This window comes from Pedobacter riviphilus (assembly GCF_014692875.1).
Taxonomy (GTDB): Bacteria; Bacteroidota; Bacteroidia; order Sphingobacteriales; family Sphingobacteriaceae; genus Pedobacter; species Pedobacter riviphilus.
This window is the reverse complement of record NZ_CP061171.1, coordinates 2,571,282-2,596,777: the sequence shown is the minus strand read 5'-3', so window position 1 is coordinate 2,596,777 and position 25,496 is coordinate 2,571,282. Positions and strand designations below refer to the sequence as shown.

The window sequence follows — 25,496 nt, the reverse complement described above, 5'->3', positions numbered from 1 at the left end:
GCAGTAAAATATAAAGCCGGCTTTTTTAGATCGGTTGTATGATTCATTATTGAAGGTATTGACATATCTGTTTATTCAATTGTTAACAAGAATATTGTTGTCCATCCGTATAAAGGATGTGACCAATATTTTGATGCAAAGAAAGCCCGGTGGGCTTTGGTTGAGAAAATTAAATGATCAACCAGTATAAATACCTTACAAACGTTGTTTGTCAAAAAGAAAAAGGCTTTAAAACCAATATTTGAAATGGTACACTGGGCTTATCTACAATAATATTTATATTTTTTTCTCCAAAAAAAGGCTGACCAACGCTGTTTGTCATTTATTACTACATGTTGCTCATTTATTTTAGATCGTAAGCTGCGGAAGGTATTTCTTTGCTGAAGTGAAAAATACCTGTAAACATATTCTTGGATTGCGGTTTTATCCTGTTACCAGGATAGCCTGTTATTCGTCGATCTTGATCGTGCTTTTAACGGCAGCAGATTCTTGTGGACAAGAGTCTCCAAAAGTAGATTCTTCGGGGAAATTTATTCCGGGCCCACTACAGGCAGAAGAAAACAATATGCTTAATCGCCAAAAAACAATTTTTCCCAGTGGCTTACACCTGTATGATGAGGTAAACAGCAATGGATTCTTAAAGAACAGACTTTCGGGGAATACCATCGTGCCTGCCATACTTTTGGCGGGAAGTCTATCAAGTTGGCATGCACGGGGAGCGTTTCAGCAGTTGCGGAACCAGTACCTTCCAACATTTAACAAAAAGTTTGACGATTACCTTCAGTATGCCCCGGCATTAACGGTGCTATCGCTAAAACTTTCAGGTGTGAAAGGCAGATACGAAACCAAAAGGACATTTGTCTCTTATGCATTTTCCGCATTAATTATGGCTGGCATTACCAATGCGCTTAAATATTCTACCAAGGTGGAAAGGCCTGATGGCAGCTCCAGAAACTCTTTCCCGTCAGGGCATACCGCAAATGCCTTTATGAATGCTACTTTCCTCCATCAACAATATGGAGATCAATCCTGGTTGCTAAGTGCAGGAGGTTATACCAGTGCGGTGCTTACAGGGGCCGGACGCCAGTTTAACAACAGGCACTGGATATCGGATGTATTGGCCGGAGCAGCAATTGGTATCGCCTCTGCTGAGCTTGGACATTACCTGGCCGGAAAACTATTTAAAAACGGTTCAGCTTTAAGCCCCCTTAGCAATAACGGTTCCGGTTTAGATAAAAACGGGTACCTGGGTATCCGGATGGATTACAGGATGCCTTTAAATGCCAACAATGAAAATATTTATGTGGGGCCTGGAAGTGGGATGAGTATCGATGCCGGATGGTTGGTCAATAAGTATTTAGGTATAGGGGCAGAGGCGGGGCTTTTTGCACACCCCGTGTTTTTTGAACTTTCGGACCAGCATGATAAAGTTACTGCCACAGGAAGATACCTACGGGCTGGCCCTTTTTTTAGGCAGGAGTTGGGAAGCGACTGGACATTAAATTCAAGATTGATGTTTGGCATTGGCCAGGGTTCTTCCATGGTCAGCCATCAGATAGCGATAGCACTTTCAAAAGATAGGGCAAGCGTATTCAATTGGGAGTTGGAATCGATCTCCAAAAGAAAATCAACCAGCATCTGAGTGTTAAAACCTTTTTTAACTACGATAGCCCCAGAAAGATCACGATGACGCCGGGATTGAAAAACTTAAAATCCGACGACAAAATATATTCATCGCGTTTCCATACCATCTGCCTCGGGGTAGGCCTTTATGCCTTGTTTTAATGCGCTGATGCTAATAATGCGGGGCTAGTCGGCTTTCAGGAAAGCCTGGACCCCGCTTTGAACTTTTACTATCTTTGCCGATGAACAGTGTGCATAGGGGGTTATACGAGATAGTTGTAAAAAAGATATAAATAAATAACGATTTCGATTGGGACTTAATACCAATGCTGTTGTCATTGGGTTAGTGATGCTATCATCCAATCGGTTTCTAAACATTTGGATAAAAAATATTTAAAACTTTCTGCTAAATATGATCGACCGCGATGCCGACCTAATGCGAGGAATTCGACAAAAGGACAAAAAAAGCTTTGAGCAGCTTTATAAACTGTATTATAAAAAAAATTATCTCTTAGCCTATAAATACCTTCGCAACCAGGAGCAGGCCGAAGAGATTGCACATGATGTTTTCTTAAAGCTCTGGAATAATGGCGACGAAATCTTAATCAAGCAATCATTGGGGGCCTATTTATCCAGAAGTATCATCAATGGCTCATTAAATTTGATAAAGAAACAACAGCGGTTTGATGCACATATCGAAAATTATCAATACTCGATTGATGAAGTTGAGGAGTTTAGCGATGAGGCCCAGCTATTGGAAGATAAGCTGGAACGGCTTGAACAGGCCATTGAAACACTTCCTCCCCAGTGTAGAAAAGTGCTGATGATGAGTAAATTTGAAAATTGTAAACAGCAGGAAATAGCAGATGCTTTAAACATTTCTATTAAAACGGTTAAAAACCACCTGACGCTTGGATATGAAAAAATCAGGGTAATGATGAAAAAAGATTTTTCTTTGCTGATCGCTATTGCGCTTTTTCAACTTCTGGGAATAGGACTAATGTTTCATGGCATTGTCTTATTAACAAAGTGGTATTAAATTATAAGAAGATATGAAAGAAAATTATACTCAAGATGAAATCCCTTACCAGCTTATTCTGGATGAGTTGAATGGAAACCTTTCAAACCATGATCGTGCGATACTGGAAAAGTGGAAGGCGGAGGCCCCGGAGCATATGGATATTTACCAGGAAATTGTTGAAATTTCCAGAAATGCAGAGCTACTCGGCGAAAAACAACGTTTGGATACAGAAAAATCATGGCAAAAGTTCAGTGCATTGGCTTTTAAAGACAATGAAACCCCGGACCATAAGGTTGTAAAGCTGAAAAAAGTAAATTATTTAAGGTGGTCTGCCGCGGCGGTATTGCTCATTGGTATATTGGTTGCCATAAACTTCTGGAAAAACAGTGGCGAACAACTGGTGCAAACGGGAAAAAAAGAACGCTATCACTTAATATTGCCTGATGGAAGTGAAGTGATTTTAAATCAGAACAGTTCGTTAAGTTATAACAAACGCGATTTCTCCATGTCTAGGAAAGTAAAACTCAGCCATGGAGAAGCCTATTTTAACGTGAAGCATAACCCGAAAAATCCGTTTTCCATTCAGACCGGAGACCTTAGGGTAATGGACCTGGGCACCAGCTTTAATTTGAACATTGAGCCCGGATCAGTAACTGTTATTGTGAATAGCGGAAAAGTTGCGATGGAATACAAAGGGATCAAAAACAGGGTAATGTTAGATCCGCAGGATAAGGGTGTTCTGGATCGCGCTACCAAAGCCATTACCAAAAGCAAAAATGAGGATATTAATTACAGATCATGGTATGATAAAACGTTACACTATAAACAAAGCCCGCTTGAAGTAGTCTCCAGGGATCTGGAGAAGATATATGGAACCAAAATTATTTTTCAAAATGGTGAACTTAGGGAACGCCGGTTGACCGCCTATTTTAAACAAAAATCGATTGAAGAAATTATGCAGATCATCGGAACTTCACTTAACCTAAAGGTTGTAAATACAAATGGAGGTTTTACCTTAACCAATCCTTAGTTTTATTTGTAGAAAATTTAACCAACAGTATTAATGTGCGATATTTGTAAATGAATAAAATCACAGAAAAGAATTTCGTTCCGCTAAAAATTATTGTTTTTTGTGTTTTTTTATTTCCAAAGGTTAATGCTTTTGGGCAGCAGAGTGCCCTGAACAGAAAGGTTAGTGTTCATTTGTCAAATCTTTCTGTTTCACAGGCCCTTGACCTGATGAGCAGCAGGTATTCGTTGCCATTATCATACGATCCCGAATTAATCCCTGAAGAGAACAAAGTTGATCAGGAATTCGTAAATGTGTCCATTGCAGAAGTACTCCGCACCATACTTGCCGGAACAGGCCTGACCTATAAGACACTCCACAACGAGGTTATTATTGTCCCATTGGATAAAGTGAGCTTAAGCGGCAGGATCGTTGATGCTGAAAGTGGTGAAGATCTTATCGGCGCGAGTTTATATATCCCGGAACTTAGGCAGGGGGTTGCAAGTAATGGTTATGGTTTTTATTCACTTACGGTTCCGCCCGGGAGGTATGAAATCCAGGTTAGCCTTATTGGTTATACCACGCTTAAAAGCACCTGTTCTTTAGTCTTGAATGAAAACCGGGTATTCCGTATGCGGAAACAGGTTAAAGAACTGGCAGAAATTCAGATCAGCCAACCCGATGAAAAAGATTCATTGGCCTTCTTAAATCCAGGAAAAACATTTAACTGGGACAATGGCCGCCAGCGAGCGTATTTTAAGGGAGAAAGCGACCTTATTAAAGCGCTTCAAATGGAAAATGGGGTTACTGCTTTAACAGAGGGCAGTAGTTACATGTTTGTACGGGGCGGAAATAAAGACCAGAACCTGATCATCCTTGATGAGGCTACGGTATATAACCCTTCGCATCTTTTTGGCCTGACCTCTGTTTTTAACCCTGATGCCTTAAAAAATATCCAGACCTATACTGGAGCCATCCCTGCAAACTTCGGTGGCCGTCTTTCTTCCGTTATCGATGTACGCACAGCTGATGGAGATGATAAACAACTGCATTTAAAAGGAGGGGTCAGTTTGCTCACAGCAAGGGCTTCGTTGGAAGGGCCGATAGTTAAAGACAAAAGCTCTTTTCTTTTTGCCGCCAGGAGGAGCCTTAATAATCTTTTAAGCCATGACCTTGAATTGTTTAACCTCCGCCCGGCCTACTATGACCTGAATTTTAAGGTGAATTACAAATTAAGTCAAAATAACAGGGTTTTCTTTTCAGCTTATGTAGGGAGGGACAGGGTTAATTCATCTAACGGGTACCTCAATAAATGGGGGAATCAGACTTCTACGCTGAGGTGGAACCACATTTTTGGTCCAAAACACTTTGTTAATCTTTCGGCAATCTATAGCAATTACAAAAATACCTTAAGTATCAACGCAGATTCCTCGCAGGGAACCAACAGATGGATCACCGGGATCCGGGACCTAACTTTAAAAGGAGATTTTATCAATTATCCCAATCCCCGTAACCAGTTTCTTTATGGCTTTAGCAGTATTTATCACCTTTTTATCCCTGGGGAGAGCAGTAGTGCAATTTACAATAATATTTCGCGTGTAAGGGCAGATGAGCATGCGCTTTATGTTTCGCATAAACTCTCTGCCTGGAAAAACTTTAAGCTGCATTACGGACTCAGGATGAGTTTTTTTAATACGATTTCAAATGAAAGAACTTATGACCTGAACGAGCAGTTTGAGCCTGTCATTGTAGACGAGGGAAATAAAAAAGCCTTTTTGCGCTTTGAGCCGAGGTTATCTTTACAATATATGCTTGGCGGCAACAGATCAGTCCTGTTGAGTTATAACCGGAATTACCAGTATCTACAGCTGGTGCAAAATGATGAACTGGCATTCTCTTCTTTAGAAAGCTGGATTCCTTCAGGAATAAACCTGTTGCCCCAACAATCAGATTTTGTATCCCTACGATACAAAGATGTTTTACTTGGAGGAAATTATACCTTTGATCTGTATTATAAGAAAATGCAAAACCAGCTTGAATTAACTGATCATGCACAGCTTATCTCCAATAGTTTTATAGAGGGCGAACTGCGTCCGGGTTTTTCAAATGCTTATGGAATGGAGTTTTCCTTTTCTAAAAACGTAGGTAACTTTAAGGGGGATTTAATGTATGCCTTTTCTAAAGTTTTCCGTACAATAAACGGTATCAATGAGGGAAAGCGGTATCCGGCCGGGTATAACATCCCCCATGTTCTGAAGTTAAATTTGTCTTATCAGATTTCCAGAAACTTTTCAGCAAATTCTTTTTTCACCTATAGCACAGGCCGTCCGGTAACCTCTCCAATTGGTTATTATGAACAGAACGGTTTGAAAGTTCCCATCTACAGCGATAGGAATTCTTCTAAAATGCCCGATTATCACCGGTTGGATCTTACCATACAATGGACCCCGGCTTCTTTAAGGGCATGGAATAGAAATTGGTTCAATACTTTTAGTGTTGGTTTGTTTAATGTTTATAACCATAGGTCTCCATTATTTTACAGGATCAATCAGCAAAATCTGCAAGAGTTGAACTTTGATCAGCAGTCCTTTTCGGGCAGAACATTAGGCGTATCTTATACCTTCAAATTTTAAGATTATGTGTTTAAAATCAGTTTTACCGATGATGGCAGCAGTTTTTCTTTTTCTGGGATGTAAAAAGGATGAACCTGTTGCTAAAATACCCTATGATTTGACTATAGAAGGCGGCATCAGTACTTATACTACCTGGCAGTTCATCAGGCTTACAAAACCGGCTACCTTAGATCAGGATAATGTAACGCCTGTTTCAAATGCTACTGTGAGCATTAACGATGGCCAGAATGATATTCCATTTAAGGAGATTTCTTCTACAGGAATTTATTCTGGTGAGGTAGTACAGAATAAAAATTTTTTTAAGGGCTATACACTTACTGTTATCTATAACAATAAAAAATATATGGCAACCGATACACTGCAGCCCGTTTTACCTATAGATGCCTCTTATGTTCCGGCCGTTGTAACCAGCAGAAATGGAGGATACCGGCTTACCATACCAAAACATACTTTCAGTACGTCGATAGCACAAAAATGGTTGATTTTGGTGCAGGGGAAAACCTGGATCGAGAATAAATTCGACGAAAGTTTCCCTTTCAGCTATTCGCATGTTTTCGGAACCCGAATGCCCTGCATCCTTTGACACAAGAGGCAAGGGTGCTCGATCTGGGAATAAATGATCGTGTTAATATTTATAAATTTTCACTTTCTGAAGCGTACAGCACTTACCTGTATAACCTTTTTCAGGAAACGGACTGGAAGGGGCTACTCTCTTCCGTTCCGGGAAATGTTAAAGGCAATATTTCTGGCAATGCAAGCGGCTTTTTTTATGCAACAGACGTAGAAATGCAACAACGCACATTAAAAACATTGGCTGGTAACTGAGTGAACAATTGCTTTAACGTTTCGGGCCTGGCAAACAATAGGGTTCCTGTTACCTGTTGACGCTGCATTTTGAGGTAACCACTGGCCTCAAAAAGCACAAGTAACTTCTTAACCCCAGCCAGGAGTTATCCCATATTGGGACTTTTCTGCGTATCTACTGTCATTATTAAAAAACACCTGTTGATTTTTCAACATGTAACACTGTTCAACGATAGATAGATAAAATGATATGAAGAAGTATTTATTAATTGCAATATTGGCACTGACTGTTCAATTTGTGTTTGCACAGTCGCAATCGCATACTTATGATGTGTTCTACAATGAAAAGAACGTGGGGAAGATGTTGATCACTAAAACAGGCAATGATATGGACTGCGTTATCAAGCTGAACTTTACAGCGAGTTTTAATGTGGTGCTTAAAAGCATTCTTATTGAAGGGCATGAAGAAGCCATGTTCGAAAAAGGAATATTGAAATATTCTACAGTGTTGCGAAAAGTTAATGGTAAGGTACGGGCCAATAAACAGACCAAAATAGCCAACGGAGTTTACAGTGCCATTGATGAAGGAACGGTTCAATCAGTTGATGTACCTGAAATCCGTTCAAATTTTTTGAGTATACTGTTCTTAGAACCTGTTGGGCGCCAGCATATTTATGCAGATAACCTTTTGCAAAACGTTAAAATTGTCAATAAATCAGCACATACCTATCAAATCCCCTTACGTAATGGCAGCTATAATCAATATACCTACGTTAATGGAAAATGCGCTGCAATAGAGCTGAGTACGCCGTTTTTAAAATTAAAATTAAAACGCGTCTGATCGCAACATACTTTTTTCATAATCATTTACCGCGGCCGATAAAGATGGTCGTCATCTCTACTGAAGCGCAGTCCCCAACCTTCGGGTGAGCGATTTATCTCTCGTGAAAGTCCCTGAAACTAATGAAGGGTGACGATTCCCGGAGAGATTTAGTTTAACTGAGCTTCGGGCTCCTAATTTCGCTTCACTCTGTTTATAGTGATTCTTGTGCAAGTAGCTTATAATCATTTTTTATTGTGTAGATCGTTCAACATCTTAGATGTTCTCAGGTGGCTAATTAAATAGCACTCTTATGACCACTTAAGGTACCATAGCCTACCTAAGTTTACAAGTTGCGAAATTAGTTAAAGGCACGATACATATCTCATTCCTGTTTTTCATCACAAGAGATAAAATCCTGTGCTTTACTTATCTGGCAACCTTATAACAAAGGCGTTGAATAGCACCCGTAGCCAAACTACGAAATAGATAAAACTGATTATGGAGAGTAACAAGGGGTGGCTTTTTGCATAAACCGGAAAAAAAAGCAGGGGGAAATTGCAGGTAATCAACAGCAACACAGGGAGCAGTATATTCTTTAGCATCTTATTTTCCTCCTTGATGTACCAGATCCCTACGCCTAGTATGGCAATGATAAAAGTACAATCTTCTGCTCCGGTGCTAAAAATAACCGGAAAAATCAATGCCGAAGAAAGGATAAGCAGTTGAAAGTCAGAGTTCCTAAGCCTTCGGTGGTTTAAATAGGGGATGGCAAACAAAATTGCGCCTGTAAACAGAAATAGGGTATTGCTTAGGTGGGGCAATTGCAAAAGGCTCCTGAAAAAGCCCATAATCGACATGTCAATTCCTGCTCCAAGCACATTAAGCGCATTTTTTTCGGACAATGAGCTAAACCATTCCTGGTAAGCATTCAGGATGTACGCAGGTGAGCTAAAAATCATAGGGACCAGAAAAAATATAATCGCCCAAAACACTGAATAAATAATGTACCTGGGCTTGTCTTTAATAAAGAAAAAGAATGCCAGGCCAATAATGCCATAAAGTTTAACGAAAATCCCAAGCATCATAAAAAATGATGCAATAAACCCTTTCGAGCGGTTAAGCTGGGTATAGTTTAAAATGATCAACGCGCCAGCTATAGGATTAAATTGTTGGTTAAGCATCGATTCAATGAGGCAGGGAATAGCAATTAGGCCAATAGCCTGCCGATGGTCTTTGCTTACTGGCAGCGTTTGTATCGCCCCAAAGAGTACCATACAATTAAACAGGTTCCAGCAAAGCAGACCAAGATAGTTGGGTAACAGCGCAAAAGGCGCAATGATGAGGCTAAAAGCAGGTCCGTAATGATTTGCATCTTCATGGAAATGCGGATAAAAGGCATAAAGCGGCTTTCTTTCCAAAAGGTTTCTGATGGTGTTCTCAAAAATCAGGTAATTGTTAAGCCTGTTGGTTATCCATGAATCGATAACAAATATCATGGTAACTAATACCCATAACAGAAGGACGAATCTTTTCTGCAGGTAGAAAGGTTTTTCAAGAGAATTGGATGGTATCATGTCTGATTTTATATAAATCTATATCTCACGTAGAATGAAGGCAAATCTGGTTTAAACTTGATGTGTTGCAATATTTTATTGCTGCTTAAGAAAGGTAATTCCCATTCCAGCAATCTGTATGGATTGGTATCAATAACTAAGTCGCTGCCTTTGGAAACTTCAATCTGTAAGAACGTAATATATGGCCTGTAGTAATAAACAAAAACCACTCAATAAGATCGAATGGTTTCATTTTGATGGATAAAAGCAAAAACGGGTGCCAAACTTATTTTGGCACCCTAAGCAAATTAATTTTTCTTTGCAGGTTTTGGCTGCATTACTGGCCTGCTGCCTACTGCCGGATCTTTTTTCTCCTCTTTTTTAGGAGCTTTTGCCGCAAGTTCTTTTTTGGCTGTATCCTTTTTTGATGGTTTTTGAGATGGTTTTGTCTGTGCACTAACTGTTGAAGTTAACAAAGCTGCTACCACCAAGGTAAACATGCTATTTTTCAAAATTGATTTCATTTTCATGGTGTTTTAATTTATCGTTTATATTAATTAATTACTGTTTTTTACTGATAGGGGGCCACTTATTTCGCCGTTGGGAAACTGGGTGGAAATAAGGTGTACAGAGATTTTTTGGTCTGTTAAACTCGCTTGGTCTGCAGCGCCTAAAATTAGCACACCTTTAACCGGGGAAACATACTTTGCTTTTTTGATGGTGCCTACCACAGCATTTTTTTCATTTCTGAATTCGATCAAAGTGGGCTCAATCTCTTTAAATTTGAGGGCAAAGATCAATTTTCTGCTGGTGGTAGAGTATAGCCCCGATAGGTTTCCTGAAGCTTTTGAACCGGTTTTGGTTGTACTGGCATCGATAATCGAACTTAACCGGTAGGTGGCTTGCTGTGATCGAGATGAATCAGATTTTTGTTGCATACTTTTCTTGCAGGCACTCATTGAAATTATTGTCAGGCATATCATCCCGATGGCAGCAATATGATTGAATCTAATTTGTATTTTCATGTTAAACTAAATAGTGTGTAATACAGTCCATTTTCTTTTTTTCTGTGGACTTATCTTTAAGACCACTTTTTTTGTCCAAAGTCCTAATGTTTTTTTCAAAAAGTTTTTTGAGCGCCAAAATGCCGATAGCGGTACCGTCTTAAAGGGGGTAATACTTTCAAGCTCAGTACAGGCTAGGCTCTCCGCGTGACAATTTAGATGTGCAATTACAGTACAGCGCACAACATTCGATGAATAAAGAAAAAAAGAGGTGCCAAATCTGTTTTGGCACCTCTGGTAAATTAATTTTTCTTTGCCGGTTTAGGCTGTATTACCGGCCTGCTGCCGACTGCCGGATCTTTTTTCTCCTCTTTTTTAGGAGCTTTTGCCGCAAGTTCCTTTTTGGCCGTATCCTTTTTTGATGGTTTGTGAGATGGTTTAGTTTGTGCACTAACTGTTGAAGTTAACAAAGTTGCTGCCACTAAGGCAAACATGCTGCTTTTTAAAATTGATTTAATTTTCATGGTGTTTTTAATTTATTGTTTATATGAATTAATTACTGTTTTTTACTGATAGGTGGCCACTTATTTCGCCCTTGGGAAATTGGGTGGAAATAAGGTGTACAGAGATTTTTTGACCCATTAAACTCACCGGGTCTACAGTGCCTAAAATTACCTCGCCTTTAACAGGGGAAACATAATTTGCCTTTGGCTTTTTGATGGTACCTACCACGGCATTTTTTTCATTTCTGAATTCGATCAAAGTAGGATCGATCTCTTTAAAGTTCAGTACAAATACCAGTTTTTTGCTGTTGGCAGCGTATGCGCCTGATAGATCTCCCGAAGCCTTCGAACCGCTTTTGGTCATACTGGCATCCATTACCGAGCTTACCCGGTAGGTGACTTCCTTGGAACGTGATGAATTAGGTTTTTGCAACGTAGTTTTCTTACAGGCACTTGTTGAAATTACTGTCAGGCATATCATCCCGATGGCAGCAATATGGTTGATTTTAATTGGTGTTTTCATGTTGAATTTAATGTTGTGTAATACAGTCCATTTTCTTTTTTCCTGAGGACTTTTCTCTAAGACCGCAGTTTCAATATAAAGTCCTAATGGTTTTTTAAAAAAGCCTTCCCAGTATCAAAATCACGATAAAGGCACCTGGTAAGGTTGTATTGATGTTTTTTTTATTACCAGGTATAATCTTCCGACTGCAGCTAGTATCCGCTTTGATCTGAATTTTTTATTGGATAACCATGTTAGGACTATTTTTCAAACCTGGTGTCTTAGAGTCAAATTCAAAATATCCAAACTTATTCAATGCGTATACTTCGTTTCCAAAAGATCTACTTAAGCCAGTTTTTAGCGGTTTGTTTGATTTGTCTATCAAGCTTCAGGCTACATGCCCAGAATAGGGACACCATAAGTTTATCCCTTCCCCAAATAGAGGCCAAATTTTTAAGCAATAACCTTAAACTGATTGCCCAGCATTATAATATCGACCGGGCCAATGCAGAAATGTTAACTTCAAAACTATTCCCCAATCCGGTGTTCGCATTCGGTCAGGGGCTGTACACGAAAAGTCGTGATACCAATGTGTTTAGTCAGCAGACTTATGGAATCTCCCAACTTATCCTCACCGCCGGAAAGCGGAATAAAGCCCTGCAGCTGGCCAAGGTAAATTCAGAAAATGCCAGGTATGAGTTTTTTGACCTGGTAAGAACGTTAAAGTTCAGTTTAAGGAGTAATTTTTACAACCTTTATTATTTGCAGCAGTCGATCAATTTATACCAACAGGAGATCACATCTTTGCAAAAAACACTTCAGGCTTTCCAGTTACTGAACCAAAAGGGTAATATTTCTCAGAAAGAAGTACTCCGTATACAGTCTTTGGTATATTCTATCCAGAGTGAACAGGCTGGTCTGATCACCCAAACGCATGCACTCCAGGCAGAACTGAGTCAGCTTATCGGTGCAGATGGAAAACTTGTGGTTAAGCCAGACTTAGGTGGTGGGATAGGCAATGGCATAGATATTAGCAAAATGCCTTTCCAGACTTTGTTGGATTCGGCACTTTTAAACAGGCAGGATTTAAAAATAGCAAAGTCCAATATCAATTACAATATGGCCAACCTGAAGCTTCAAAAGGCTATGGCATATCCTGATATCACCCTTTCACTGAATTATGATAAAAAAGCCGGATATGGTCTTCAATATGTTTCAGGAGGTATCTCCATTCCATTGCCGATCTTCAATAGGAACCAGGGCAATATCAGGCTAGCCAAGGTAATGTTAGATCAGAGCAAAGTTTTATTACAAGATCAGCAGAACACTGTTCAAAACGAACTGACAGCAGGTTATGAAGATGCGGTCAAACTCGAAAAAGTGTATCAAACATTCGACCCGAAATTTAGAAATAATTATCAGCAACTCATTAATGAGGTATATAAAAATTATGAGAAACGCAACATTAGCCTTGTCGAATTTTTAGATCTATATACCTCTTTTAAAGCCAATGTTATCCAAATGAATAATCTTCAGCTTCAAAGGATAACCGCTTTGGAAAAAATCAATTTCTTAACCGCAAGCCAATTCTTTAACCCTTAAACACTTATCATGAACAATCAATTTTTAAATAGATATCTAATTACGGGCATGTGCGCTTGCCTTTTTATGTACTCTTCGGGCTGCACTCGCATATCTGGGAAAACCAATGGAAAAAAAGAAAAATTCGCCGTTACAAACGAACTGATCAAGCAGCTTTTGGTAGATACCGTTAAAATTGCTCCCCAGAGTTCTTTAATTACCTTAAGTGGTAAAATACAGGCAGATGAAAGTAAAATGATCAAAATTTTTCCCCTGGTTAGTGGAATAGCAGGAAATGTTGCCATTCAGCAAGGTGATGCCGTTAAACAGGGGCAATTGCTCACCACACTGAAAAGCCCTGAAATGGCAGGTTTTGCTAAAGATGCTGTTGCATCCCAAACCGAATTAAGAAATAGCCGCCGGGCATTGGAAGTTGCACAAGATCTCTATAAAAGTGGTCTTACCTCTCAAAAGGATCTCGAAGCGGCCAAAGGCGACTATCTAAAAGCAAAAGCCGAAACCCAGAGGAGTAAGGTGGTGATGGGCATTAATAAAGGCAATTCAAAATTGGCATACGAGTTAAGGGCACCAATCTCCGGATTTGTGATTGAAAAAAATGTGACCACCAACATGCAGGTACGGACAGATAATGGACAAAACCTGTTTACAGTGGCAGATCTTTCTACAGTTTGGGCCATTTTAAATATTTATGAGTCTGATGTTTCTAAAATTAAGACTGGTGATCTGGTGAGCATTTCTACCATTTCTTATCCTGACAAAGTTTTTGAGGGTAAAATAGATAAGATATACGACATTCTTGACCAGGATAACCGGGTAATGCGTGCAAGGGTGAAGATCAAAAATGCAGATTTTGCGCTCAAGCCTGGGATGTTTGCGAATGTAAATGTAACAGGCCATTCAGGCGATCAGCTGCCTTTTGTGAATAGCCGCTGCCTGGTTTTCGATAAAGACAGAAACTATGTTTTGGTGTTGGATAAAAAAGCGCATGTGCGCATCCAGGAGGTGGAGCTGGCCAAGCGGATGGAGGATATCGTTTTTATTAACAAAGGCCTTAATGAGGGCGATCGCGTGATCGCTTCGAGGCAAGTTTACCTCTACCAATCCCTTAAAAACTAAGTTAGACTTTTATTATAATCAATCTTGTGAATAAATTCATCAAATCTGTCCTCGCTTTTTCCCTGAAAAATAGGTTTTTCATTTTTTTGCTCACGTTCATTTTAACGGTTGCGGGCTATATCAGTTTTAAAAATACACCCATAGATGCATTTCCAGACGTAACCAATACCACCGTTACCATTATTACCCAATGGCCTGGCAGAAGTGCCGAAGAGGTTGAAAAGTTTATTACCAGGCCAATAGAAATTGCAATGAACCCTGCTGAGAAAAAAATGACCATCAGGTCGTCATCTCTATTTGGGCTATCGGTAATTAAAATCAGTTTTATTGATGGGGTAGATTATGCGTTTGCCAGGCTGCAGGCGAATAATCTTATTGGCATGGCCAGCCTGCCCGATGGGGTAAGCCCTGTTATACAACCGCCATACGGACCAACGGGCGAAATTTTTAGATTTACCCTAACCAGCAATAAAAAATCAATAAAAGAACTGAAAACTATTCAACAGTGGGTAGTGGAAAAAGAAATCAGGGCAGTTCCAGGGGTTGCTGATGTAACCAGTTTTGGTGGAGAAACAAAAACCTATCAAATTACGGTTGATCCTAAGAAGGCCCTTGAATTTGGGGTAACGCCGGTAGAAATATTCTCAGCGGTTTCCAAAAGCAATGTAAACGTGGGGGGTGATGTGATTGAGCAGAACGGGCAGGCATTTGTGGTAAGGGGTATCGGGCTCCTGAATAATATCGATGAAATCAAAAATATCATTATTACTCATATTAAGGGGCTTCCCGTGTATGTGAAAAATATTGGTGAAGTAACCGAATCTTCGTTGCCAAGGCTTGGCCAGGTAGGAAGGGATACAGACCCTGATGCCGTTGAAGGAATAGTGCAGATGCGTAAAGGAGAAAACCCTAGTGAGGTAATTGAGAAGCTAAAGGTTGTGATCAACAAACTTAATCAAGACCTCTTACCTGATGATGTGAAGGTTAAAACTTTCTACGACCGGGAAGTATTGATCAGTTATGCCACAAATACTGTCCTTCACAATATGATGGAGGGTATTGTGCTGGTTACGCTGGTAGTATTCTTGTTCATGGCCGATTGGAGAACTACGGTAATTGTATCGGTAGTTATTCCATTGGCCCTTCTTTTTGCTTTTATCTGTCTGAAATTGAAAGGAATGCCTGCAAACCTGCTTTCTATGGGCGCAATAGATTTCGGGATCATCATTGATGGGGCTGTTGTAATGATGGAGGGGATTTTTGTGATTCTCGATCATAAGGCAAAAGAAATGGGGATGGATAAATTTAATAAGTTAAGCAAATTTAGCCTGATCAAAAAAGCATGCCTGGTAAATGGTAAAGGGATTTTCTTTGCCAAAATGATCATCATTGCCGGATTGCTGCCCATCTTCAGCTTTCAGAAGGTAGAGGGAAAAATGTTTTCTCCGTTGGCCTGGACCTTAGGCTTTGCTTTACTTGGGGCCTTGCTGCTTACTTTTACAGTGGTACCGGTATTGGCAAGTTTCTTATTAAAAAAAAATGTACGCGAAAAAGACAATTTGTTTATCGTTTGGCTTAGCCGTAATTGTATTTCTGCATTTGATACTTGTTTCAGGAACAAACGGACAAGTTTTTTTACTGCTCTGGCATTCATGGTTACTGGCCTGGTCTGTTTCAAGTTTGTAGGCTCAGAGTTTTTGCCGCAACTAAATGAGGGTTCGATCTATGTGAGGGCAACAGGGCCCCTGAGCACTTCTTTAACTGAATCGGTCAAATTATCCGATCAGATGAGAAGGATTTTTTTAGCATTCCCCGAGGTTAAGCAGGTTATTTCCCAGACGGGTAGGCCAGATGGAGGGAGTGACCCAACAGGATTCTACAATCAGGAATTTTTGGTAGATCTGTTTCCAAAGAACGAATGGGCAAGGAAAATCAGTAAAGACGAGCTCATTGGGATGATGAGTGAGCGGCTCAAAATTTTTCCAGGGATAGATTTGAATTTTTCGCAGCCTATATCAGATAATGTTGCCGAAGAGGTTTCGGGCGTAAAGGGTTCAATTGTAATCAAAACTTTTGGACAAGATCTTAAGGTTACCGAAGAAAAAGAAAAGAAGATCTATCAGATCATGAAGGGGATTAAAGGTGTTGAAGACCTGGGTATTTTGTATAATCTTGGTCAACCCGAACTGCTTATCAAGCTAGACCAAGCAAAAATGGCCCTTTATGGTGTAACCACAGCCGATGCCAATGCAGTTATACAGATGGCCATTGGCGGGCAGTCTGCTACGCAGATTTATGAAGGGGAACGCAAGTTTGATTTGAGGATCCGTTATCCTGAAAGTTTCAGGAACAATGGAGACGCCATTGGAGATCTAAGGGTTCCAACACTTGCAGGAACGAAAATTCCTTTGAAGGAAATTGCATCAATTGAAAAAAAGATCGGGCCGAGTATCATTTACCGAGATAATGGTATGCGATATGGTGCCATTAAATTCTCCATAAGGGGGCGCGATATGGGAAGCACCATTGCCGAGGCGCAGAAGAAAATTAATGAGAATGTAAAGCTTGATAAAGGCTTCTTTTTAGAATGGGCAGGTGATTTTGAGAACCAGCAACGTGCAACAGCCCGTTTGCAACTGGTTGTTCCCATTTGTCTGCTGGCGATCTTTTTGATTTTATTTGTTCTTTTTGGCTCCATAAAAGATTCCCTGCTGGTGTTGAATAACGTGCCCTTTGCCATCACTGGAGGCATATTAGCGCTATTAATTACCCATGTTAATTTCAGTATCTCTGCCGGAATAGGGTTTATAGCCTTATTTGGTATCTGTATCCAAAACGGAGTGATCCTTTTGACGAAATTTAAAAGTAATATGGAGGAGTTAAAGTCAAATCCTGATGCTACTTTTACCGACGCCTTGCGTAATGCGATGGGGAGCCGTATCCGTTCGGTCATCATGACGGCAATGATGGCCGCAATTGGCCTATTGCCAGCTGCTGTTTCATCAGGCATAGGATCGGAAGCTTCCAAACCGTTGGCCATAGTAGTAATAGGGGGGCTGGTTACCGACACTGTTTTCAACCTGTTTGTTTTTCCAATAGTTTTTTTCTGGTCATATAAAAGGCAGGTGCTAAACAGAAAACAGTCCATATCCTGATAAACACTAAAGAATTTAACACCAGTTGCCCTTTGGGTAAATAGAAGGCACCAACAGGAGCATATACAAGGCTAAATGAAAGAAACATTGGGCCTTGTGTAGCTCCCTTTTGCAACTTGTAACAGTAAATTAATAAAACCTGCTGGAATCAATAAGCTATAAATTATAATGCACACCAAAAAAATAAAAAAGAGCACAAAGGGATTAGCAGGTTTGAAAGAAAAGATTAACCAGAAGTTTTTAAGACGCAACGGATTAGTTCCTGCCTTGATAGCAGTGGGTTCGGTAGTTATGGGCAGTCTGTTGATTTCTGTACTGTTGAGGGGATGTATTGCGAACAGGATATTGCAAATAAATAAAGTAATTGCCATTAAGGGAGTGGTAGATGCTATACATCCTGGCCGTAATAATAAGTTAATGGATACACTGGTACTTAGTAATGGATATCGTTACCAGATCTATCCTGAATGGCGCAGCGCTATTTCCAAAGGTGATTCCCTAATTAAAGAAAAAGGATCATTGGAGCTTGTTGTTTTTAAAAAAAACAGGCAAACCCTTGTGCTTAATTTTATGGAGCTCGCTTTTAACAGGCAATGGAAGTTATAGTTTCAAAACTAGACCAAAATAAATGCCATAATAAGGGGCTTAATTTATTTATGGTTTTTGAAAAATAAGCCATGTATTAATGATGAAATGTTATATCGGCTATCACACCATCGGCCCGATCAGGAAACACAGGCTGCGATATATGAATAACTGTATTGTGCTCACCAATGGTGTAGCTATGGGTTATGATATTGTCCCGATTGTTAGAGGAATTTTTCTTTTGCCATTTTGGAAAAGGTTTGCTGACATCGTTAACCGCTTTGGAAGCTGAAACCTAAAGGTTAATACGCGGGAGACAAGACCAAGATTCAACAAGGCCCCATGTGGATTTATATCCAAGTCATTTAAACTCATCTTGCATCCTTTTAAAACCGGGTGGCTGCAGCTTTTTACTTCCGGAAAGAACAGTTGATGCTTTTTTGGTACATCACCTTATTCAACTTGCTGTTGACGCCGATAACCAGGCTTTAAACCTTAACTAAATTGTTATTAGTACTCATTGTATTAGTGAAGCGGATAGCTCAAATTCCGCTTCACTTCATTTACTACAAAACTGCTATGGGATTTTAGAACGTTATCCAATTTCATCAGATATTTGGTAATGAAACAAGTATATTCCTGCATGTTTCTGACTACGGTTTTAAGTATAGTAGCATTCTATTATCTGCAGAAATAACGCTGCCTTAAAAGTTGACGAGCCAAGGACTGCTGTTATAGCTCTTATTAGTGATTTTTAAGCCAATCCAGTCGGCGTTGGTCCGGTAGGTGTTTGACCGAAAAGTTTTCAAATTTTGCCTCAAAGCCATCACCGTCAGGGGAGGCTGCCATTAACCCTACAAGAACCGGTGCGTTATCCTCCAATGGAGCATTGCGGGTCATGATATAGGTTTTATCGTCCAAAGAATAGAATATTTCGACTGCATCTAGCCTACGAACGACTTTTATCCAGATAAACGGAGGGGTTTTGTCTAAGGTCGTTACGCTCCAGTCGCTTTTATTGTGTGTAACCACTGTGCTTACGTTGAATTTGCCATCCACATATTCGACACCTGTCTTGATATAGTTTTTGTGATCTGTACGGATCATCAGTCCCATCTGGTCAAACCGGGCTTTATATGCACCGGTCAACTTGACCTTTGCCTCAAACTCCCCACCATAGGTGCTGTAATAAAATGGTGCATCATCCACTGTGAAGCCATAATGCGAAATGCGCCAGTAATCACTTTTTGGTGTCACCTGCATAACTAGGCTTTTGCCTTTGATTTCCCAGTTATCAGGTTCGTTGAACCATTGCAGTTTTTCTAGGCGCTGTGCATATGTTTTACTAAAAATAAATAGGAGGCCAATTACGGTAAGGATTTTTTTCATTTTTTGCTTTTATTGTTGTCGGAACCCTATGTCCGTTGTTTAAGTCCGCAAATTAATAAGGATAAAAAACCACTGCAATGGTTATATTTAACCATTAAAATATGATGAACAGTACACGTAATCTGCTTAACATTAAATTGTTCAGCCAGGAGTTTAATGATCCTGCAAAACCAGTTTTGGACCTTGAAGAGGGCAAGCTGATCGCTCAGATGTATGCAAGGATGGAAAATTGTATCAGCGTGCTCAGTGATCTGAAAAAACGTAAAAGCTATATTTATTACGGAGCGATTGCGGCACAGTTGGGCCTGGAAAAAACAGATCCCGAGGTGGATTCGATCTGGGAAGATAATTTACTGCAGCTGATCAATCCGGAGGACATGGAAAAAAAAATCCGACTCGAACTGCAGTTTTTTCAGCTACTTAATGCGATTTCTCCAGAGGAACGTACATATTTCGAAGCTGTAACCAGGCTTCGGCTGGTCAGGGCGAATGGAAATATTGTATCATTGAGGCACCGGTTGATCTACATCAGCAGTACTGCCGAAGGTAGTATCAGCTTAGCGCTCTGTCTGTACCATAGAATTTTCGACCACCCGGATCTGGGATGCCCTGACGCACTGATTATCAATAGCCAGAGCGGAACTGTGATCGACCTAAACCGGGAAAAATTCGGGGATATTTTATCGGAAAGGGAAAAAGAAATATTACAAATGATCGGCTATGGACTCAAGAGTAGGGAAATATCGAAAAAATTAGCGATTAGCATTAATACGGTAAACAGGCACCGGCAGAATATTTTTCAAAAGTTGAATGCAACAAATGCGATCGAAGCATGTAGAATTGCAGAGGCGACGGGTTTATTGAAATAAGATCGCTGTGAAAGGCTTCCACAGTTGAACTTGAAATGCGGGACTGGAAATATATACTGTTGTATTCTGTCCAATACCTGTATATATTAGAACTTGATGATACCCCAAATCATAAGAATACAGTATATATTGAAATCTAAATGGAATAATGTCCCGCAAAATATCCTTTAGGAAAGGCATCTGCGGTTTTTGCGGTCACCCGAAATAATCCATAGGCAGGCCATCCAACTCACTAAGGCTGTAGAGATCCCTAACTCAGGGTCCGAAAGAGTAAATGATGACAGTATCGCTATGACAGAAACAGCACTGGCGAACAAAAATGGAAGAAATTTTTTCATATCGGCACTTAAAGTAATTTGTGTACCTGGTTCAAAAATCAAACCAAGTAGTTGCTTATCGAAAGGCAGATGATCAATATTTCTTTAATCTGACATTTCTACCAAAAAAGTCAGTTTATAGCCGTTTTTATTTCCTTTTACAGACCAAATTGGTTTATGTTTTGGCATCCGATGATTAATCCTTTACGATTGGAATGTCCTCTGGAATTAAATCTTCCGATTACAAAATACATTAGGAAAGACAGCTTTAGGATACAGATATTTTAGCGCCATAAATGCTGCCCGGCATTGCTTTTTATTCTCGGGCATTTTCAGGCTATTTTCTCTGGCTTTTAAATATTCATTCTTTCGTTCCCGAACCGTATTAAGCAGTGAGCTTGCATGCTCTATTCTACCCTTCATAAATGCCTGGATGCCTGGGGAACCCTGGTCTAAGATAAAGGTTTTCAAATGGGTTAGTGTGAGATTCAGTATATATTTTGTCAAATGCGCTCCAGAAATTTGAAATGTCTTTGGTAATAAATAGCGCCTTTAATGGATCAGAAGCAGATTGTGCAATGGAAAAATTGAATAAAATAAGGGAAAACGAAGTCAATAAAACCTTTTTCATAGGAATTCGATAAATCTAATATAGGAGGAAAAGCGTCAAATGTTTTCGAAGATGGTAATATAGAGATCTGCTATTGCCTACATGGATTCACCGCCCATGCAATAATCAATTACTATAAAGAAGTCTTGATTTTCTAAGACAGATTGGGTTTCTTACTCAATTCTGTCCAATTTAAGGTTCAGTTCTGGCACGCAAAGGAATTTCCGGCATAAACGCTCCTGTGGCCTTTGCCCGCTTACCCATTTATTCCGTTCCTCCTTTTGCTTTGGCAGAAGCTGAACCTTGCTGGGTTCCATAATTAAATCAGAAAAATTATGGAAAATTTAAGTTTTAAAGTGGCAGAGATTGAGATCAGTTACCGTCCGGCGTTTAAATTGGCAGAGCTGCCGCAGGTTACTTCTTCCAGGGGAGCCTACGAGGTTTTAATGGATCGCTGGGATGATGGAAGGTTGGAGCTTGTGGAAGAGTTTAAAGTGATGTTGCTCAACAGGAGGGGTAGGGTATTGGGTGTGGTGAATATTTCACAGGGTGGTTTTTCGGGAACGGTTGCTGATCCTAAGGTGATCTTTGCGGTTGCACTGAAGGCCTGTGCGAGTGCGATCATACTGGCACATAACCATCCAAGTGGGGAGTTATCTCCGAGTGATGCTGATCTGACATTGACCAGGAAACTGAAGTCCGGCGGGGATATCTTAGGGATCAGTGTGCATGACCATCTGATTGTTTCCAGGTATGGGTTTTATAGTTTTTTAGACGAAGAGATGATGTAATGTCAATGATTTTAAAAAAAGCAGCCAATAAATACTATGGTTAGACCATAGATGATTCACTAATGGCCACCTATGGCAAGAACTATTTATAAACCCAAGTATAATATCAATCATGCAAAATGCTTGTATATTCGGTGATTAACTCCTTAATAAATTTCTTAGATACCCTGAAGTTTCCTATAGTACAATGAAAGCACTGTTTCCGAAGAAAATAACCTTGTTTTTTGTAATCAGTTTAATTTCTGTATTGGATCACTTAATATTTCAATTGATTGTTTGAAGATGATTGTTTCTTAACTCTGTGCGTTTGGTTCTTACTGAAGATCTGCTAATACTAGCTCAATGAGCTGTTTCAATTCCGCAGGGGCGCACTTGTTGTCACTGCACTTTTCAATTAACCTAAGTAGATTGTATTTTCCAAGACCTATTGTCTTTGTTATTAATACGCTTAGCATGATCGTTTCCTACATCACGATGAAAAATATTTTTCAATCGTGTGAATTTTCTCTTTTAACGGCATAGTATCTTTACTTATAACGAACAATTCAACGATTATTTGTAAAATTGTGCTATGGGACATTCTATTATCGTATTCAAAAATGATACTCCGATCGCACGTCTCGCATTCGGTGCAACAAATTATGTCATGTCCAGTTATTTGTATAAGATTTTAAATGCGGAAGATTATAATAATGGCGTGTCTGGCAATGGAAAAAGCAGGATTTATAACTATGAAAATATTTTAAATGCCAAGGCAGCTATAGCATATTATGAGAAAGAACCCTTTGAAATTGTCAGGAATAGTGAAAATGAGCAGCAGGCTGAGTTTTTCGTGGTTAATTTATTAGGATTTGGTGCTAGATCTCAGGAACATTTTTCAACAAGTGAAATTTCAGAGGCAATTTCAACCATCAAAGAGTTTCTTTCTTCCATCTTAAATTCCGAACCATTTGCTGAAGTCGAAATTAGTTTCGGATAGCGTCAAAACGCTTTCAATATTACATTCTGTCACCCTTATTATTTGCAATAATCGCTTGTTTGACCGTAAAAAGTGAAAATAGTGTGTCAATAAAAAAGGAAATCGCCAAATTGTTGCAATCAGCAATAATCTTGGGCCTGGAAAGAATAGCATATTCGCCATCTTTGGAATGGTATTTATAGAAAAATCAACTTCAACTGTTCCCCGCAATCAGTAACATCTTACACCTTTAAACCGATATGTTTTAAGGTAATCTGCAAATTTTGTGTAGACTTGATCAATTGATTGTCAACCGTGGAGGCAGAATGCCCAAAATTTGTGCTACTTTGTTATAACTTTTCCTTCAACATTGCATAAAGTATAGATTTTTACGTTGTAGGCAGGGCATGAATAGCGGTCTGAAGTAGCACGCTACTCGCTTTGGAATAGATATTTATAATGGAGACCATAATCTTTTGATTCACTGATAAAGTCCAATTGCTATCCAATCTCTCCAACATTGGATAACCGCTGTTTTTTCCTGGCCAATTTTGGATATCAAATTCAAAACAACATGGAAACAACCGTATTGGAATTCTTTCCTGCACTTGAGGCGGGATACGATCCTAAAAACTATTCTTATGCCAAAGAGGATGTGCCTATAGGTACCTATCCTGCAAAACTCGACTTTATGTTATGGTCAAAAAGTGGTCTTACAATCAACTGTTTTTTTACATTGGTAGATTCCCATAAAAAGATAACCCTATCAGTTTACCGTAAAGCGGCCAATCAGGGCAGGTATTTGGCTGGTGAAACAGAGGTGCGGTATCTGCCATTTGGATCCGAACTGGTGCTGACCGTTGAAACCAATGAGCTGGGTAAACCGCTACTTACTGATATGGTTACCCGAAAACACTAACAACATAACGGTTTATTTCAGTTTAATTACCGGCTCGGGTTCCTCGCCGTTAGTCCTTTTTCCCTATAGAAAAAGGAGCAAGCGGAAGTTGGGCAGGCCTCACTTAATGCCGCTGTAGCTAGCTACAAAGGCATTGGTAGAATTCTCCGGGAATTCTTTGGTAGACTAAAAGTGCATCCAGGGCCGATAAAGGATATCTCTAAAGAATTCCCTTTCAACGAACGATATGGTAATGGAAAACCTGAACGCAATAAAATATACCAAGGTTACCGGCGATAAACTGCAAAAGATCAGTCTTGCCCTGGGCCGCTCCAAGCGCACGGTTTTCGCGCAGATGGTGGACTATTTCTACCGGAATAAAAAGGATCCGGTTGACCTGAACGATGAACTGTTAAAGATTGTGCTTGCCAAAGGACATAAAAGTTATATGGCTTTTATCCGCGCGCAGGAAGACTTACTGCTGGTTCCGATCAAGCAGGGCGTGGATAAGATGATTACCAATCAACGGGATATCGTTAAGTTCTTCAATGAGCAGGTGCTCGGTGCCAATAAAACCCTGGTACAAAATCAGGAAGTGTTTTTGAAAACCGCTCAGGATAATGATCGGCTGATCAAGCTCATCGCGCAGAAAATGGAATCCAGGGACAGCTTGAAATTTAAAATGCTGCAGATTCTTAATGCCTATATCAAAGCACGTGAAGAACTGGGCACGTTTAAAACCAGGGAAAAAGAAGAACTGGCAGAACTGACTCGCAAACAGATTGAAAGTCTATAAGCATGTTTATCAGTATTTCAGCAAGCGAAACGGGTAACAATAAAGGCAGTAGCGCACAGTTGGTGCATTACCTGGATAAGGAGAACAGGTTATTTTCTGAGCAGAAGACAGAGCACTGGTTTAACGGAAAAGAAAGCCACATCGATTCCTATGTGGTAAAAAGATCGATAGATCGGAATATCGCTAAGCTCTCCAGCACTGATGCCAAATTTTTCCTGATCAATATCTCGCCGAGCCAGAAAGAGATTGTGCATTTAAAAAAGCTGGAAGGTAGAGGAGCTAATGAGGAGTTGAAAGCTTTTGCCATTAAGATCATAGATGAATATGCCCGTAATTTTCACCGTAAAGGTATCAACAGTAACGAGGATTTATTATGGTTCGGAAAGCTTGAAAACCACCGCTATTATTCAGCTAAGGATAAAGAAGTAAAAAGTGGGAAGGTCAAAAGGGGAGAACCAAAGCCCGGGGAGCAGATGCATATCCAGGTCATTGTAAGCCGTAAGGATATCACCAATTCGATCAAGCTGAGCCCGATGAACAATTCCAGAGGAGGAAACCTTGAGCATTCCAAAAAGATCGGGCAGTTTGACCGGGTCGCTTTTAAAGCTTCAGGAGAGAAGGTCTTCGACGAAATGTTTGACTATCGGAGGACTATCGGTGAAAGTTTCCAATATGCCAATACGCAAAAGAATGGGGATTTAGAGACGCGGCTGACGATGGTCGGGCAAAAAGATCAACAGGAGAAGGTACAGGCTGTTTCAGCTCAGGAACAGCATCCGAACGTTTCGCCACAGCTATTGGCCGGGCCTGGAGATACATTATTGGATCTGCTTTTGGCCCGGGCAGCATTTGATCCCGTTTCACCGGCCTTGAGGAACAGGAAACGGAAAAAAAGAAAAACTCAGCAGCAGGAACTCAAATTTTAACTATCAAAA

At 40.0% G+C, this 25,496-nt stretch carries 25 protein-coding genes; 17 read left to right on the top strand and 8 right to left on the bottom strand.

Going from position 1 to position 25,496, the window contains the following annotated elements:
- Positions 1 to 385 precede the first annotated feature (385 nt).
- The 7 genes from H9N25_RS10685 (at position 386) to H9N25_RS10655 (ending at position 7,931) form a co-directional block, all read left to right on the top strand.
- Entirely contained in the window at positions 386 to 1,642 is a 1,257-nt protein-coding gene (locus H9N25_RS10685) for a phosphatase PAP2 family protein (RefSeq protein WP_190328880.1), read from the top strand.
- A 393-nt stretch (positions 1,643 to 2,035) separates the two neighbouring features.
- Positions 2,036 to 2,662, top strand: coding sequence for an RNA polymerase sigma factor (locus tag H9N25_RS10680; protein WP_167294738.1), 627 nt, complete (start codon positions 2,036 to 2,038; stop codon positions 2,660 to 2,662).
- 13 nt (positions 2,663 to 2,675) lie between these two features.
- The gene (locus H9N25_RS10675; RefSeq protein ID WP_190328879.1) at positions 2,676 to 3,674 is read left to right on the top strand and encodes a FecR family protein; all 999 of its coding nucleotides are present in this window, start codon (positions 2,676 to 2,678) and stop codon (positions 3,672 to 3,674) included.
- 50 nt (positions 3,675 to 3,724) lie between these two features.
- Positions 3,725 to 6,286, top strand: coding sequence for a carboxypeptidase-like regulatory domain-containing protein (locus H9N25_RS10670; RefSeq protein WP_190328878.1), 2,562 nt, complete (start codon positions 3,725 to 3,727; stop codon positions 6,284 to 6,286).
- Positions 6,287 to 6,314: 28 nt separating this feature from the next.
- Positions 6,315 to 6,869 (top strand): DUF4249 family protein, encoded by a 555-nt coding sequence (locus H9N25_RS10665; RefSeq protein WP_190328877.1) that lies wholly within the window; start codon positions 6,315 to 6,317, stop codon positions 6,867 to 6,869.
- Positions 6,866 to 7,111 carry a hypothetical protein gene (locus H9N25_RS10660; protein WP_190328876.1) on the top strand — a complete coding sequence of 82 codons (246 nt, stop codon included), beginning with the start codon at positions 6,866 to 6,868 and terminating at the stop codon, positions 7,109 to 7,111. Before H9N25_RS10665 ends, H9N25_RS10660 begins: the two co-directional genes overlap by 4 nt.
- A gap of 229 nt (positions 7,112 to 7,340) precedes the next feature.
- Positions 7,341 to 7,931, top strand: coding sequence for a DUF6134 family protein (locus tag H9N25_RS10655; protein ID WP_167294734.1), 591 nt, complete (start codon positions 7,341 to 7,343; stop codon positions 7,929 to 7,931).
- A gap of 404 nt (positions 7,932 to 8,335) precedes the next feature.
- Here H9N25_RS10655 and H9N25_RS10650 read toward each other — a convergent pair whose 3' ends face one another.
- The 5 genes from H9N25_RS10650 to H9N25_RS10630 all read right to left on the bottom strand — a co-directional run bounded on the left by H9N25_RS10650 (position 8,336) and on the right by H9N25_RS10630 (position 11,496).
- A complete protein-coding gene (locus tag H9N25_RS10650) occupies positions 8,336 to 9,487 on the bottom strand; it encodes a glycosyltransferase family 87 protein (protein ID WP_190328875.1) in 1,152 nt (383 codons plus the stop codon).
- A gap of 287 nt (positions 9,488 to 9,774) precedes the next feature.
- A complete protein-coding gene (locus H9N25_RS10645; protein ID WP_167294732.1) occupies positions 9,775 to 9,990 on the bottom strand; it encodes a hypothetical protein in 216 nt (71 codons plus the stop codon).
- Positions 9,991 to 10,023: 33 nt separating this feature from the next.
- A complete protein-coding gene (locus tag H9N25_RS10640; protein WP_167294731.1) occupies positions 10,024 to 10,491 on the bottom strand; it encodes a hypothetical protein in 468 nt (155 codons plus the stop codon).
- Positions 10,492 to 10,772: 281 nt separating this feature from the next.
- Complete coding sequence (locus tag H9N25_RS10635) at positions 10,773 to 10,994, bottom strand: hypothetical protein (RefSeq protein WP_190328874.1); 222 nt, start codon at positions 10,992 to 10,994, stop codon at positions 10,773 to 10,775.
- 28 nt (positions 10,995 to 11,022) lie between these two features.
- On the bottom strand, positions 11,023 to 11,496 hold the full coding sequence (locus H9N25_RS10630) for a hypothetical protein (protein ID WP_167294729.1): 474 nt from the start codon (positions 11,494 to 11,496) through the stop codon (positions 11,023 to 11,025).
- Between the two features lie 294 nt (positions 11,497 to 11,790).
- Here H9N25_RS10630 and H9N25_RS10625 point away from each other — a divergent pair, with 294 nt between their 5' ends.
- The 4 genes from H9N25_RS10625 to H9N25_RS10610 all read left to right on the top strand — a co-directional run bounded on the left by H9N25_RS10625 (position 11,791) and on the right by H9N25_RS10610 (position 17,954).
- Complete coding sequence (locus H9N25_RS10625) at positions 11,791 to 13,077, top strand: TolC family protein (protein ID WP_167294728.1); 1,287 nt, start codon at positions 11,791 to 11,793, stop codon at positions 13,075 to 13,077.
- 9 nt (positions 13,078 to 13,086) lie between these two features.
- Positions 13,087 to 14,193 (top strand): efflux RND transporter periplasmic adaptor subunit, encoded by a 1,107-nt coding sequence (locus tag H9N25_RS10620; RefSeq protein WP_190328873.1) that lies wholly within the window; start codon positions 13,087 to 13,089, stop codon positions 14,191 to 14,193.
- 26 nt (positions 14,194 to 14,219) lie between these two features.
- Complete coding sequence (locus H9N25_RS10615) at positions 14,220 to 17,348, top strand: efflux RND transporter permease subunit (protein ID WP_190328872.1); 3,129 nt, start codon at positions 14,220 to 14,222, stop codon at positions 17,346 to 17,348.
- Between the two features lie 168 nt (positions 17,349 to 17,516).
- Complete coding sequence (locus H9N25_RS10610) at positions 17,517 to 17,954, top strand: hypothetical protein (RefSeq protein WP_167294725.1); 438 nt, start codon at positions 17,517 to 17,519, stop codon at positions 17,952 to 17,954.
- Between the two features lie 504 nt (positions 17,955 to 18,458).
- Here H9N25_RS10610 and H9N25_RS25430 read toward each other — a convergent pair.
- Together H9N25_RS25430 and H9N25_RS10600 are read right to left on the bottom strand one after the other, a co-directional pair.
- Positions 18,459 to 18,602, bottom strand: coding sequence for an Lrp/AsnC ligand binding domain-containing protein (locus tag H9N25_RS25430; protein WP_223833764.1), 144 nt, complete (start codon positions 18,600 to 18,602; stop codon positions 18,459 to 18,461).
- 75 nt (positions 18,603 to 18,677) lie between these two features.
- Positions 18,678 to 19,322 (bottom strand): DUF1349 domain-containing protein, encoded by a 645-nt coding sequence (locus H9N25_RS10600; RefSeq protein WP_190328871.1) that lies wholly within the window; start codon positions 19,320 to 19,322, stop codon positions 18,678 to 18,680.
- Between the two features lie 101 nt (positions 19,323 to 19,423).
- Here H9N25_RS10600 and H9N25_RS10595 point away from each other — a divergent pair, with 101 nt between their 5' ends.
- Complete coding sequence (locus H9N25_RS10595) at positions 19,424 to 20,191, top strand: helix-turn-helix transcriptional regulator (RefSeq protein WP_190328870.1); 768 nt, start codon at positions 19,424 to 19,426, stop codon at positions 20,189 to 20,191.
- A 1,100-nt stretch (positions 20,192 to 21,291) separates the two neighbouring features.
- Here H9N25_RS10595 and H9N25_RS10590 read toward each other — a convergent pair.
- Positions 21,292 to 21,435: a hypothetical protein gene (locus H9N25_RS10590; protein ID WP_190328869.1), complete on the bottom strand. Its 144-nt coding sequence runs from the start codon at positions 21,433 to 21,435 to the stop codon at positions 21,292 to 21,294.
- 18 nt (positions 21,436 to 21,453) lie between these two features.
- Here H9N25_RS10590 and H9N25_RS10585 point away from each other — a divergent pair, with 18 nt between their 5' ends.
- The 5 genes from H9N25_RS10585 to H9N25_RS10565 all read left to right on the top strand — a co-directional run bounded on the left by H9N25_RS10585 (position 21,454) and on the right by H9N25_RS10565 (position 25,487).
- Positions 21,454 to 21,909 (top strand): JAB domain-containing protein, encoded by a 456-nt coding sequence (locus tag H9N25_RS10585; protein WP_190328868.1) that lies wholly within the window; start codon positions 21,454 to 21,456, stop codon positions 21,907 to 21,909.
- Between the two features lie 571 nt (positions 21,910 to 22,480).
- Positions 22,481 to 22,888 carry a hypothetical protein gene (locus H9N25_RS10580; RefSeq protein ID WP_190328867.1) on the top strand — a complete coding sequence of 136 codons (408 nt, stop codon included), beginning with the start codon at positions 22,481 to 22,483 and terminating at the stop codon, positions 22,886 to 22,888.
- Between the two features lie 553 nt (positions 22,889 to 23,441).
- Entirely contained in the window at positions 23,442 to 23,786 is a 345-nt protein-coding gene (locus tag H9N25_RS10575) for a hypothetical protein (protein WP_167294718.1), read from the top strand.
- Between the two features lie 232 nt (positions 23,787 to 24,018).
- Positions 24,019 to 24,561 (top strand): BfmA/BtgA family mobilization protein, encoded by a 543-nt coding sequence (locus H9N25_RS10570; RefSeq protein WP_190328866.1) that lies wholly within the window; start codon positions 24,019 to 24,021, stop codon positions 24,559 to 24,561.
- A 2-nt stretch (positions 24,562 to 24,563) separates the two neighbouring features.
- Positions 24,564 to 25,487, top strand: a complete 924-nt coding sequence (locus H9N25_RS10565; RefSeq protein ID WP_190328865.1) for a DUF5712 family protein — start codon at positions 24,564 to 24,566, stop codon at positions 25,485 to 25,487.
- Positions 25,488 to 25,496 lie beyond the last annotated feature (9 nt).

Coding starts and splice junctions, on each gene's coding strand:
- H9N25_RS10670 (WP_190328878.1), top strand. CDS start 3,725: ATGAATAAAATCACAGAAAAGAATTTCGTTCCGCTAAAAATTATTGTT.
- H9N25_RS10610 (WP_167294725.1), top strand. CDS start 17,517: ATGCACACCAAAAAAATAAAAAAGAGCACAAAGGGATTAGCAGGTTTG.
- H9N25_RS10595 (WP_190328870.1), top strand. CDS start 19,424: ATGATGAACAGTACACGTAATCTGCTTAACATTAAATTGTTCAGCCAG.
- H9N25_RS10585 (WP_190328868.1), top strand. CDS start 21,454: ATGGAAAATTTAAGTTTTAAAGTGGCAGAGATTGAGATCAGTTACCGT.
- H9N25_RS10675 (WP_190328879.1), top strand. CDS start 2,676: ATGAAAGAAAATTATACTCAAGATGAAATCCCTTACCAGCTTATTCTG.
- H9N25_RS10650 (WP_190328875.1), bottom strand. CDS start 9,487: ATGATACCATCCAATTCTCTTGAAAAACCTTTCTACCTGCAGAAAAGA.
- H9N25_RS10630 (WP_167294729.1), bottom strand. CDS start 11,496: ATGAAAACACCAATTAAAATCAACCATATTGCTGCCATCGGGATGATA.
- H9N25_RS10590 (WP_190328869.1), bottom strand. CDS start 21,435: ATGGAACCCAGCAAGGTTCAGCTTCTGCCAAAGCAAAAGGAGGAACGG.
- H9N25_RS10565 (WP_190328865.1), top strand. CDS start 24,564: ATGTTTATCAGTATTTCAGCAAGCGAAACGGGTAACAATAAAGGCAGT.
- H9N25_RS10665 (WP_190328877.1), top strand. CDS start 6,315: ATGATGGCAGCAGTTTTTCTTTTTCTGGGATGTAAAAAGGATGAACCT.
- H9N25_RS10635 (WP_190328874.1), bottom strand. CDS start 10,994: ATGAAAATTAAATCAATTTTAAAAAGCAGCATGTTTGCCTTAGTGGCA.
- H9N25_RS10655 (WP_167294734.1), top strand. CDS start 7,341: ATGAAGAAGTATTTATTAATTGCAATATTGGCACTGACTGTTCAATTT.
- H9N25_RS10570 (WP_190328866.1), top strand. CDS start 24,019: ATGGAAAACCTGAACGCAATAAAATATACCAAGGTTACCGGCGATAAA.
- H9N25_RS10580 (WP_190328867.1), top strand. CDS start 22,481: ATGGGACATTCTATTATCGTATTCAAAAATGATACTCCGATCGCACGT.
- H9N25_RS10645 (WP_167294732.1), bottom strand. CDS start 9,990: ATGAAATCAATTTTGAAAAATAGCATGTTTACCTTGGTGGTAGCAGCT.
- H9N25_RS10680 (WP_167294738.1), top strand. CDS start 2,036: ATGATCGACCGCGATGCCGACCTAATGCGAGGAATTCGACAAAAGGAC.
- H9N25_RS10575 (WP_167294718.1), top strand. CDS start 23,442: ATGGAAACAACCGTATTGGAATTCTTTCCTGCACTTGAGGCGGGATAC.
- H9N25_RS10640 (WP_167294731.1), bottom strand. CDS start 10,491: ATGAAAATACAAATTAGATTCAATCATATTGCTGCCATCGGGATGATA.
- H9N25_RS10620 (WP_190328873.1), top strand. CDS start 13,087: ATGAACAATCAATTTTTAAATAGATATCTAATTACGGGCATGTGCGCT.
- H9N25_RS10625 (WP_167294728.1), top strand. CDS start 11,791: ATGCGTATACTTCGTTTCCAAAAGATCTACTTAAGCCAGTTTTTAGCG.
- H9N25_RS10600 (WP_190328871.1), bottom strand. CDS start 19,322: ATGAAAAAAATCCTTACCGTAATTGGCCTCCTATTTATTTTTAGTAAA.